We start from the raw sequence: 10,222 nt of genomic DNA on the forward strand, positions 1-10,222 counted from the left end.
TGTGAAAGGTAGATTGCATACGCGTTACGCACCCGTGCGCCGGTCTCATCATCCGAAGACAACTACCCCTCGACTTGCATGTGTTAAGCCTGCCGCTAGCGTTCATCCTGAGCCAGGATCAAACTCTTCATCGTATATTATGCGCCTATTACTAAGCTATTTATTTTTGACTGAAGATCTATCGGTTCATTCTTTAATCTCTCGATCTCATTACTCTTATTCTTTTGTTTTAAGATCTCTCTTAAAACGGCTGTCAATTCAATATGTCTACGAACGTGTGTATCTTTTTTTCCCCTCCTTGATCACTTATCGTGACTCTCGAAGCGGGTGCAAAAGTAATAAACTCTTTTACTTCTCACAAGCTTTTTTGAAAAATAATTTGAAAATAAATTTTCAACTCCCTTTTCGTTTGCTTGTCATTATGTAAAGAACTTTGTCGCTGTTGCGGGTGCAAAAGTAGTGAGTCTTTACCGTTAAACAATACTTTATAACATACTTTTTTTAATCTTTTTTCTTTGCAAGTTTTAACGCATTGAAAAACAACAATATTACAACTAGTGGAGATTTGGTGATTTTTATAATTGTAAGAAAAAAGAATGATTAATGACCGTTTTGTTCTATTGCTGTTGGTGTTTGGATGCTGTTGGAACGCTAATTTTATATGTGAAGTATTTGTGATTGGAACTATTGGCAGGGTGATTTAGTAGGTTGGCTGTTTTTGGTGAGTACTGAATATAAATAGTATATGTGTAGGTTGTGGTTGTGCTTGGAGATATGGGAACGCGGATGAGGCGGATTTGGCGGATTTAGTGGATTTACCGTCTATCGTGAATTCCATAAATAATTACGCTACTATATGTAGTTTGTGTATGGAACTATTGAATCTAAGATTTAGCGATTTGACTATTGAGCCGTGTTGTTAGGTTTTGATGGTGCTTTTTTCCTTCTATATATAAGGCATAAAAGAAAACTAGATAAGGAGAATAAATCAGCGTTGTTCAAATGACACATAGATCTTCTCGAAAACGACAACTCCCCTAGCCCTGATAGCAGTGGAAATCCTTTTATGGGGATTTATATCCCCGTAAAAGATTGAAACGGATAGCAGGAAATAGCTCCAAAGAAAAAACCGAAACAACTTAATCAAGAGTTTCGGCTTTATGTTTTATTTAGTTAACGTTTGAAGCGTATTGTTTTTCTTATTGCTTTCCCAAAAATCATTTAACTTATCTATATCGACAGGATTGGCTGGCGGTTGATTTTGCAAGCGACCAGACTCAAAAGCTCTCGTTAGGATGGTCTCGATCAAAAAATCCTCGTTAGAAACAAAGGGTGCGTACTCAGACTTCAGGTTGATATCAAACATACTTGCTGCTGTGTTAGACCAAAATGCCTTCCACCCGCTTTTGAGTGTTTTGACCAAATTAAATGTAGTAACCCCTGTTTGACGATGGATTAGTTTTACTAAAATTCGGCCTTGACTACGAGATAACTTTTTTAGCTGGGCTTCGAATTCGTCATTAAGGTATTTCTCAACAATTTTGAAATACTTCTTCTTTTCTCTGTCTGTTGACAACCGTTCCATTCCCCTATTTAGAGCTGTAAGTCGTTCAGACGCTAATTTTGCATACGGATAGGTGCGGTAAACTCGATTTTGAAGAATTAGAAACTGCTTTTTGGCCTCGGGATCTAGCTTTTCCTTCGACACCACTATTTCTTCGAGCTGAATGGTATCATTAAGAACATCATCAGTCTCTTTTAGCTCATAACCCATTTGTTTAGGGTTAGCCGGAATTTCCTGTGCACTACTTGCAAATGACAGGAAACAAAAGAGAATAATATAAAATATGCGTTTCATAAGACTTAATTTATTTGTAAAATTATACATTATATATACAACTGTAATACCAAAGTTATATTTTAGCAAAAAATTATTTTTATGAGCACACAAACGATACTAAAAAAGTCTTCACTTGATTTTTTAGAACAATACCTAAACAATGCTTCACCAACTGGATTCGAAGCAGAGGGACAAAAAATATGGATGGATTATTTGAAACCATATGTTGATACTTTTATCACGGATACTTATGGTACTGCCGTAGGAGTTATTAATCCTGATGCTAAATACAAAGTGGTGATTGAAGGACATGCAGATGAGATTTCATGGTATGTAAATTACATTACTGACGATGGATTGATTTATGTTATCAGAAATGGTGGTTCAGATCATCAAATTGCGCCTTCAAAAAGAGTCAATATTCATACTAAAAAAGGAATTGTGAAGGGTGTTTTTGGCTGGCCTGCAATACACACACGAATGCGCGACAAGGAAGAAGTACCTAAACCAACCAATATATTTATTGATTGTGGTTGCGACACCAAAGCAGAAGTTGAGGCGCTGGGCGTACACGTAGGATGTGTGATTACTTATCCTGATACTTTTACAATATTAAACGATAACAAATTTGTTTGTAGAGCTATTGATAATCGCATGGGTGGTTTTATGATTGCCGAAGTGGCTCGTTTACTACATGAAAACAAAATTAAACTTCCGTTTGGATTGTATATCACCAACTCGGTTCAAGAAGAAGTAGGTTTGCGCGGTGCCGAAATGATTACTAAAACGATCAGGCCTAATGTGGCTATCGTAACAGATGTTTGCCATGATTCTACCACTCCAATGATCGATAAGAAAATTGAAGGCGAAACAAAAATAGGTAAAGGTCCTGTTGTGACGTATGCGCCTGCAGTACAAAATAACTTAAGAGAATTAATTCTTGATACTGCTGAAGCTAACAAAATCCCTTTTCAAAGATTAGCCTCGTCAAGAGTTACAGGAACAGATACGGATGCTTTTGCTTATAGTAACGGTGGTGTTGCATCAGCATTAATTTCTTTACCATTGCGATATATGCATACTACTGTGGAAATGGTACATCGTGATGACGTAGAAAATGTAATTAAACTTATTTATGAGACTTTATTGAAATTGGAGAACAATGATAATTTTTCTTATTTCAAATCATAACTAACTTTTAATACAAGACGTTAGTATTGTGTTGTACTTTATAGTATGGTAAAATAAAAAGCATCATGAATTCATGATGCTTTTATAATTCTTATGGTTGATCTAAGTCAAATTAATTTATGAATTACAATGGTCAGGCCGAGTACAAAAATAAATTAAGCAAAATATTTTACAATAGTAATCTTGCTCGCGCTAAATCTTCAGGGGTGTCGATGCCAATTCCAACATGAGTGGTTTCGATCATTTTAATACGCTTACCAAATTCTAGGTAGCGCAATTGCTCTAATTTCTCAGAGGCTTCTAATGATTGCATTGGCAAACTATAAAAATCAAGCAATGCTTGTTTTCGAAAAGCATAAATACCGATGTGCTGCATATAACGAACACCCGCATTTTCTTCTCTAGGATATGGAATTACCGATCGTGAAAAGTACAATGCAAAGCTACTTTGATCCACAACTACTTTTACGTTGTTAGGATTATTGATTTCATTCTTAGTCGTTATCTCTCTCATTAAAGAGGCCAAGTCTACTTTTTTGTCAGTGTCTTGTTTAAAAACTTCAATTACTTCTTTTAGCGGTTCAGCATTAATGAAAGGTTCATCTCCTTGAACGTTGATGACAATATCGACATCTAGGTTTACAATTGCCTCTGCTATCCGGTCGCTTCCTGATTCATGTTCTTTGATACTCATGATTGCTTTTCCGCCATGAGATACAATTTCGTTGAATATCAAATCAGAATCGGTTACTACAAAAACATCCTGAAACAAATTAGTGTTTACCGCAGCTTCGTACGTTTTTAAAATCACTGTTTTTCCTCCCAGGTCTTGCATAAGCTTTGCTGGAAATCGAGTGGAAGCGTAACGTGCGGGAATGACTGCTATAATTTTCATATAATAAGATTAAAAATAAAATTGCTTTTTACAATTCGCTTTGCCAAAAATAAGAATTGACTAATAAATATGTCTACTAATAACCTAATATCTTAGTGGAATTATATTTCCTCGAATTCGAAAGTTACAATTATTGGATTATGATCGCTTAACTGTTTCCAATCTTTAAATTCACCAACTGTAATATTCTGCATTTTTGAAATAATATGATTTGACGCAAAACAATAATCAATATGATATGATTTATCTAAATTTCGGTGTAAATAAAAAGTAGGTTGTTTTTCCTGACCTTGTTTCTCATCGTAAAAAGAATGATAAGTACTTTCTATTCCAATTTCACTTAATTCATCAACAACGTTAGAATGATTCCACCATCTATCCCAAGAATCCCATCTTGAATTACTATTAAAATCACCCAAGATTATTATATCAGTAAGTTTTTGCTTGTGCAATTGAAGATATTTCCAAAACTGGCCAATGTACCCAAAAGTTGGTGAGTTATTTTTGTGAGTCCAAACCGCACATAAGTTAAACTGTCCATTTATTTGACAAGGTAAAAAATATTTGACTTTGTGATCTTGGTATTGATCTGACCAATCCAATTTCTCTAATAAAATATCCTTTTTTGCAAAAACACCTAGTCCTTTATTTTTTGAATCACCTATCCATAAATAATTTGATGCCCATGATTTATAATTTGCATCTTTTGACTCAGCTGGATTTTCACATTCTTGAATAACTAGTATATCAGCATTTAAAGATTCCAAAAATTTAAACTTGTTTCTAAAAGCTCCATTACAATTCCAACTTAAGATTTTCATTATGTTGACTTTTAAAGGTTATTGATACATCCATGATTTTGAATTGAAATATTCATCAAAAAAATTAGTTTTAAATAATTAATTGCAAATATCATTAATCCACAAAACTTTCATCTTTAAATCCTATTAGGTACAATTTATTTTTTGCCCGAGTCATAGCGGTGTACAACCATCTTATGTAATCTCTATCAATTCCGTTAGGTAAATACGGCTGTTCTATAAAAACAGTATTCCACTGTCCACCCTGAGATTTGTGGCAAGTGATAGCATAAGAGAATTTCACTTGCAAGCCGTTAAAATATTCGTTGGCTTTTACCTTTTGGAATTGTTTGAATTTTGTTTCACCTTCGTAATCCTTCAAGACTTCTTGGTACAATCTATTAGACTCTTCAAATGTCAGTGATGGCGATTCACTTTTTATAGTATCCAAAAGCAAAACCGTTTCAAAAGGTTTTTGATCTGGGTAATCGACCATTCTAATTTTTACATTGGCAAACTTAAACCCATACAATTCTTTAATGTTGAAGATTTCTAAAACTTCGATGATATCACCATTAGCTATAAAACCGGCATGGTCAGATTCTTTCAACCAAAAGTAATTATTTTTGACCACCATCAAGAAATCACCTGTTGATAATTCGCTTTCCTTATCTAGAATCTTCGTTCGGATTTGCTCATTGTATTGATTGGCTCTTTTATTAGAGCGAACAATAAAAGCGGTGTCTTCGATACTATAATTACTATAAGCGCTATTGATAGCATCTTGAATATCGTATCCATCAACAAGACGCACGATGTCTTTGAACTTTTTTACATCAAACTGAAAATCGGTTATGAAAGAGTCCTTTAATAATTCTCGAAGTTCAGTTGCGTTGTATAAAATCCCCGAACTTTCTTCTTGACGCATCACTTCGTCTAACTCAATATAATCGACCTCTTTATTATAGTTCATACTTAATGTCTGGATATCTAGTGCTGGACTAATTTCTAAACTTACGGGAGGCAACTGAGCAGTGTCCCCAAGTAAAATCATTTTACAATTAGTTCCAGAGTACACATAAGATATTAAATCATCGAGTAAAGAACCATTGGCATACATTTTAGAATCGGAGTCAACATCAGAGATCATAGATGCTTCATCGACTATAAAAATGGTGTTTTTATGTTTATTCTGTTGTAGCGTAAACGACAATCCACCACCAGCATTCTTTTTGGGAAAGTATATTTTTTTATGAATTGTAAAAGCGGGCTTATCGGAATAATTGGCAATCACCTTAGCGGCTCTACCCGTTGGTGCCAGCAATACATATTTTTTATTAATTTCTAAAAGGTTATTTACTATGGTCGAAATTACTGTAGTCTTTCCCGTTCCTGCATATCCCTTTAGGACAAAAATAGTGTCGTTTTGATTTTCGGTTAAAAAAATAGCAATCTTCTGAAAAAATATATCTTGATTATAGGTCGGACTAAAAGGAAATTTATTTTTTAAAAGACTGTAAAAGGTAGCAGAAATCATAGGTGGTAATCCTTTTTAAAGTGAACCTCAAAGATAAGCTTTACATTTTATATTGATCCTTAAACAGTAAATCGTTTTTTAAATCAAATGGATTAAGCACCTTAAACTATTGCCTAAGATGAAATTGATGCTGACTTGCACGCTATACATTTTAGAAAGAAAGTAAAGCTTGGCTTGTTATATTAAATTAAGAAAGAAAAAAAATCGTAAGTTTGCTGCTGGAATTTAAAAGACCGAAACTGCTGCAAAGCGCATCATATGACTTCACAAAACATCAATATCACTGAAAAATTATACAAGAAACTTTCTATTCAAGTCTCTTTGAATGGTTTATCGTTCTGTTGTTTTGATACTTTAAATGGAACAATTACTTCCTATAATGAGTTGCGATTTGATCGTTTTCACAAAGACATCAAAATTGAAGAATTGTTTGCTAACGCTTTTGAGGAATATCAAGAATTAAAAGCCAACTATGATGATGTTTTAATCATTCATAATAACAATTTATCCACATTAGTTCCGGCGCCTTTATTTGATGAGAATTATTTAGGAAGCTATTTACAATACAACACTAAAGTTTTTGAAACCGACTTTTTTGCTTTCGACACTTTATCCAATTACGATATCAATACGGTTTATATTCCGTATGTGAATATGAATAACTTTTTTATCGACAAGTTTGGGACTTTCGATTACAAACATGCCAATAGTATTTTAGTTACTAAATTATTGGATGCCTCCAAAAACAAAGAAGATAAAAAAATGACCGTTCATTTTAATGAAGGGCATTTTGAAATTATAGTAATTCAAAATCAAAAGTTGCTCCTATTTAATAGTTTTGAATATATAACACCTGAGGACTTCATTTACTATATCTTATTTACTGCAGAACAACTTAATCTTAATCCTGAAAATTTCATACTAGAATTAATTGGTGCAATTGACCAGGATAGTGCCTATTACAAAATCGCATACAAATACATTCGTACCGTATCGTTAATAGATGTGGAAGATTTACGATGGAACAATTATTTTTCTGAGGCCGAAAACAGAAATCATTTTATACTTTTCAACTCATGAGAATCATTTCAGGAAAATACAAAGGGAGACGCATCAATCCGCCAAAAGGATTACCCGTTCGACCTACAACCGACATGTCTAAAGAGGCACTGTTTAATGTTTTAAACAATCATTTCAGCTTTGAAGGACTAAAAGTTTTGGATCTTTTTGCTGGAACAGGAAACATAAGTTACGAATTTGCCTCGAGAGGAAGTTCACCTATAACATCAGTTGATGGCGATTTTGGTTGCGTGAAATTCATCAAGCAAACTGCCGCTGAGTATGACTTTCCAATCGCAGCAACTAAAAGCGATGTGTTTAAATTTTTAGAACGAAACAATGCCACATTCGATATTGTTTTTGCTGATCCACCTTACGGATTAGACCAAGCAACATTTGAGAAAATAGTTTTACTTATTTTTGAAAAAAATACCCTGAGTGAAGAAGGAATGATGATAATTGAACATTCTAAATATACAAAGCTTGATCATATGCCTCATTTTTCATTTCAAAAAAGTTACGGAGGATCGATTTTTACTTTCTTTGAATTTGAATCTGATGAAAATAGTGAGCACGACGACGACTTAGAGGAAGACTTTGATGAAGACGGCGAAGAAGAATAAAGCACAAAAAAATCCCTCAATGAGGGATTTTTTATGTTTGCTAGTAGCTATTACTTTCAGAAGGCAAAAGCGCTTTTAACTTTGTAAAAACCTTGTCATAAGTAGGTGTTGCAATCTCATATTTTATCCCTTCATTGATTACAAACTCCGTTAAGGAAGCAAGTTCAAATTTGCCTCCTGCTAAAAGATCTCGGTGCATCGAAGAAGTAGCATCGTGCGGTGTTTTCTCTAATTTTAATATGGTTTGCATAATAATGTCGTTAGGTAAATTCAACCCTTTGACCGCCGCAATCATGGTGATTTCATTTAGTAGTTCTACATAAATTGCCCTACTTGCATCCGTTGCTATAATTTGTCCAATATTTTGATCCAAATACGAGGTCGCCGAGGCTAAGGCCGAGATGAAAATAAACTTTTCCCAAACTTTATCTTCGATAACATCAACAAGATAGCTTTCGATCCCTGCTTTACTAAAAATCGTTTGTAGTTCTTTCAACCGATTCATTGGTGCTGATGGAGAACCAAAGAACAGCTTTTCAAAAGGCCCTATTTTACGAATAACACTTGGACTTTCGATCATTGACACTATATAAACACACCCTTGTAAAACTTCGTGATCAGGATACATCGTGCTTATTCTTTCGGGAGCATCGACACCGTTATATAATGGTAAAACAATAGTATTTTTTTTGAAACTTTTTTGGATTGAATTCAGGCTTTCTTCAATATCATAGGTTTTGGTAGCACAAATAATATAATCCAGTTTCCCTATTGCTTCTGGATCATTCGAAACTAAAAAGGGATGAGCAACGATTAGCGCATCATCGGTTTTAATAGTAAGGCCATTGGCTTTAATTAGTCGTTGCGTTTCTCCACGAGCAATAAAAATAATTTCTATTGTATCGGAATTGAAATACGTTTTGGCTAAAAGCCCACCAAAATAACCACCTACTCCTCCTAAACCTAAAATTCCAATTCTTGTTTTCATAATGTATACTGGTATTAAAAAATAAACCATCAAACAGTTTTCTAATTAAGCCAGCTGACTCAACAAAATACTTTCTTGATGGTTTACCTATTCGATGATTCTAATTAGAAGAATGAATCTCAAAAATAAAAAAAAACAGACCTATAAGCCGGATTCTGTTAACACCGAAGTAAATCGATGTCACCTTATCATTTATCTAGACTTATAATTACTCATAAGCTCAAGCTACCTACCCTTCAACAACGAACGAGACGCCCTTAAATGCTGATATACTTGGTATTTCACCGCGTAGAGTTTACCTGGTTTCACTACAGCATTACCTGTACATACTTTCTGTTGCACTTGTCCTATCCGCCTTGACGGATGACGGGTGTTACCCGCTACGCTTCTCTACGGTGTCCGGACTTTCCTCCCTCCTACTTCTAAAAGTAAAACGACGATAAGGCGGTCTGTGGTGCAAATTTACGTTTTTTAATTAATGATTTTAATTTAACTTTAATTAGTTTAACACCAAATTGTAATAAGTTCATTGTAAAATACTTAATTTTAGTTATGAATCTAAATATAGTTATTATGAGCCAAATATATAAGTATGCAAGCGTTTCAAAAGCACTAGACGAACTCAATGAAAAAGGCTTTACTTTTGACTTTAACTTACATGAAGATCAAATCGTAAAAAATCCTGAACGATATGAAATTAAACACATTTATAGGTACGAAGGTAATTCTAACCCCGATGATGAGTCTATAGTATATGGTATTCAATCAAAATCGGGTAAAAAAGGAGTTTTTGTAGCTGGCTTTTCGGCAAATACAGCCAGCGAAGCGACTCAAGTACTCGTAAACATTAGTATTAAAGAGCGTAATTCAGGAAGAAAATAGACCAATTTGTATTGAAAAATAAAGCAAACTGATTTGTTAAAATGTTTTAATATTTAAATTTTTCATTCTTTGAATTATAAACTATATTTGCTTTCGAATTCAATTATATGGAACAATTTGTAGTATCAGCACGTAAGTACCGTCCTCAAACATTTAACGATGTTGTGGGTCAAAAAGCGATTACAAATACTTTATTGAATGCCATAGAGAGTAATCATTTAGCTTCTGCCTTACTATTTACAGGACCTAGAGGATTAGGAAAAACTACTTGTGCACGTATTCTTGCTCGAAAAATCAATCAACCAGGATATGATGATCCTAATGAAGATTTTGCATTTAATGTTTTTGAATTAGATGCTGCTTCTAACAACTCGGTTGATGATATTAGAAATTTAATTGACCAAGTG

10 protein-coding genes, 1 rRNA gene and 1 other RNA gene are annotated in these 10,222 nt (G+C 33.9%); 5 read left to right on the forward strand and 7 right to left on the reverse strand.

The window, feature by feature from the left end; all coding sequences use genetic code 11:
• Nucleotides 1-134 (reverse strand): 16S ribosomal RNA (locus P8M54_RS10150); the annotation flags it as partial.
• 1,031 nt (nt 135-1,165) lie between these two features.
• Nucleotides 1,166-1,858: a DUF4294 domain-containing protein gene (locus tag P8M54_RS10155; protein ID WP_300287713.1), complete on the reverse strand. Its 693-nt coding sequence runs from the start codon at nt 1,856-1,858 to the stop codon at nt 1,166-1,168.
• A gap of 81 nt (nt 1,859-1,939) precedes the next feature.
• Between P8M54_RS10155 and P8M54_RS10160 the strand changes: the two genes are divergently transcribed.
• Nucleotides 1,940-3,031: a M42 family metallopeptidase gene (locus tag P8M54_RS10160; protein WP_300287714.1), complete on the forward strand. Its 1,092-nt coding sequence runs from the start codon at nt 1,940-1,942 to the stop codon at nt 3,029-3,031.
• Nucleotides 3,032-3,200: 169 nt separating this feature from the next.
• Here P8M54_RS10160 and kdsB read toward each other — a convergent pair whose 3' ends face one another.
• The 3 genes from kdsB to P8M54_RS10175 form a co-directional block, all read right to left on the reverse strand.
• Nucleotides 3,201-3,926, reverse strand: coding sequence for a 3-deoxy-manno-octulosonate cytidylyltransferase (gene kdsB / locus P8M54_RS10165; RefSeq protein WP_300287715.1), 726 nt, complete (start codon nt 3,924-3,926; stop codon nt 3,201-3,203).
• Between the two features lie 101 nt (nt 3,927-4,027).
• Nucleotides 4,028-4,747 (reverse strand): endonuclease/exonuclease/phosphatase family protein, encoded by a 720-nt coding sequence (locus P8M54_RS10170; protein WP_300287716.1) that lies wholly within the window; start codon nt 4,745-4,747, stop codon nt 4,028-4,030.
• Nucleotides 4,748-4,841: 94 nt separating this feature from the next.
• Nucleotides 4,842-6,263, reverse strand: a complete 1,422-nt coding sequence (locus tag P8M54_RS10175) for an AAA family ATPase (protein WP_300287717.1) — start codon at nt 6,261-6,263, stop codon at nt 4,842-4,844.
• Nucleotides 6,264-6,521: 258 nt separating this feature from the next.
• On the opposite strand from P8M54_RS10175, the gene P8M54_RS10180 reads away from it, so the two are divergent.
• A complete protein-coding gene (locus P8M54_RS10180) occupies nt 6,522-7,343 on the forward strand; it encodes a DUF3822 family protein (RefSeq protein ID WP_300287719.1) in 822 nt (273 codons plus the stop codon).
• A complete protein-coding gene (locus tag P8M54_RS10185; protein WP_300287720.1) occupies nt 7,340-7,945 on the forward strand; it encodes an RsmD family RNA methyltransferase in 606 nt (201 codons plus the stop codon). The genes P8M54_RS10180 and P8M54_RS10185 overlap by 4 nt, the downstream gene beginning before the upstream one ends.
• A 40-nt stretch (nt 7,946-7,985) precedes the next feature.
• On the opposite strand, the gene P8M54_RS10190 is transcribed toward P8M54_RS10185, so the two are convergent.
• Nucleotides 7,986-8,933, reverse strand: a complete 948-nt coding sequence (locus tag P8M54_RS10190) for a 2-dehydropantoate 2-reductase (RefSeq protein ID WP_300287721.1) — start codon at nt 8,931-8,933, stop codon at nt 7,986-7,988.
• Between the two features lie 128 nt (nt 8,934-9,061).
• Nucleotides 9,062-9,389: RNase P RNA component class A (gene rnpB / locus P8M54_RS10195), an RNA gene on the reverse strand.
• Between the two features lie 117 nt (nt 9,390-9,506).
• Between rnpB and P8M54_RS10200 the strand changes: the two genes are divergently transcribed.
• Both P8M54_RS10200 and P8M54_RS10205 read left to right on the forward strand, forming a co-directional pair.
• Nucleotides 9,507-9,815 carry a hypothetical protein gene (locus tag P8M54_RS10200; RefSeq protein WP_300287722.1) on the forward strand — a complete coding sequence of 103 codons (309 nt, stop codon included), beginning with the start codon at nt 9,507-9,509 and terminating at the stop codon, nt 9,813-9,815.
• Nucleotides 9,816-9,922: 107 nt separating this feature from the next.
• Nucleotides 9,923-10,222, forward strand: a 300-nt coding sequence (locus tag P8M54_RS10205) for an AAA family ATPase (RefSeq protein WP_300287723.1), incomplete at its 3' end; no start/stop codon positions are given.

Source organism: Flavobacterium sp. (assembly GCF_029242675.1).
Lineage (GTDB): Bacteria > Bacteroidota > Bacteroidia > Flavobacteriales > Flavobacteriaceae > Flavobacterium.

What these genes read in the sequence shown, in the direction of transcription:
- P8M54_RS10155 (WP_300287713.1), bottom strand. Translation starts at nt 1,858, where the DNA reads ATGAAACGCATATTTTATATTATTCTCTTTTGTTTCCTGTCATTTGCA.
- P8M54_RS10160 (WP_300287714.1), top strand. Translation starts at nt 1,940, where the DNA reads ATGAGCACACAAACGATACTAAAAAAGTCTTCACTTGATTTTTTAGAA.
- kdsB (WP_300287715.1), bottom strand. Translation starts at nt 3,926, where the DNA reads ATGAAAATTATAGCAGTCATTCCCGCACGTTACGCTTCCACTCGATTT.
- P8M54_RS10170 (WP_300287716.1), bottom strand. Translation starts at nt 4,747, where the DNA reads ATGAAAATCTTAAGTTGGAATTGTAATGGAGCTTTTAGAAACAAGTTT.
- P8M54_RS10175 (WP_300287717.1), bottom strand. Translation starts at nt 6,263, where the DNA reads ATGATTTCTGCTACCTTTTACAGTCTTTTAAAAAATAAATTTCCTTTT.
- P8M54_RS10180 (WP_300287719.1), top strand. Translation starts at nt 6,522, where the DNA reads ATGACTTCACAAAACATCAATATCACTGAAAAATTATACAAGAAACTT.
- P8M54_RS10185 (WP_300287720.1), top strand. Translation starts at nt 7,340, where the DNA reads ATGAGAATCATTTCAGGAAAATACAAAGGGAGACGCATCAATCCGCCA.
- P8M54_RS10190 (WP_300287721.1), bottom strand. Translation starts at nt 8,933, where the DNA reads ATGAAAACAAGAATTGGAATTTTAGGTTTAGGAGGAGTAGGTGGTTAT.
- P8M54_RS10200 (WP_300287722.1), top strand. Translation starts at nt 9,507, where the DNA reads ATGAGCCAAATATATAAGTATGCAAGCGTTTCAAAAGCACTAGACGAA.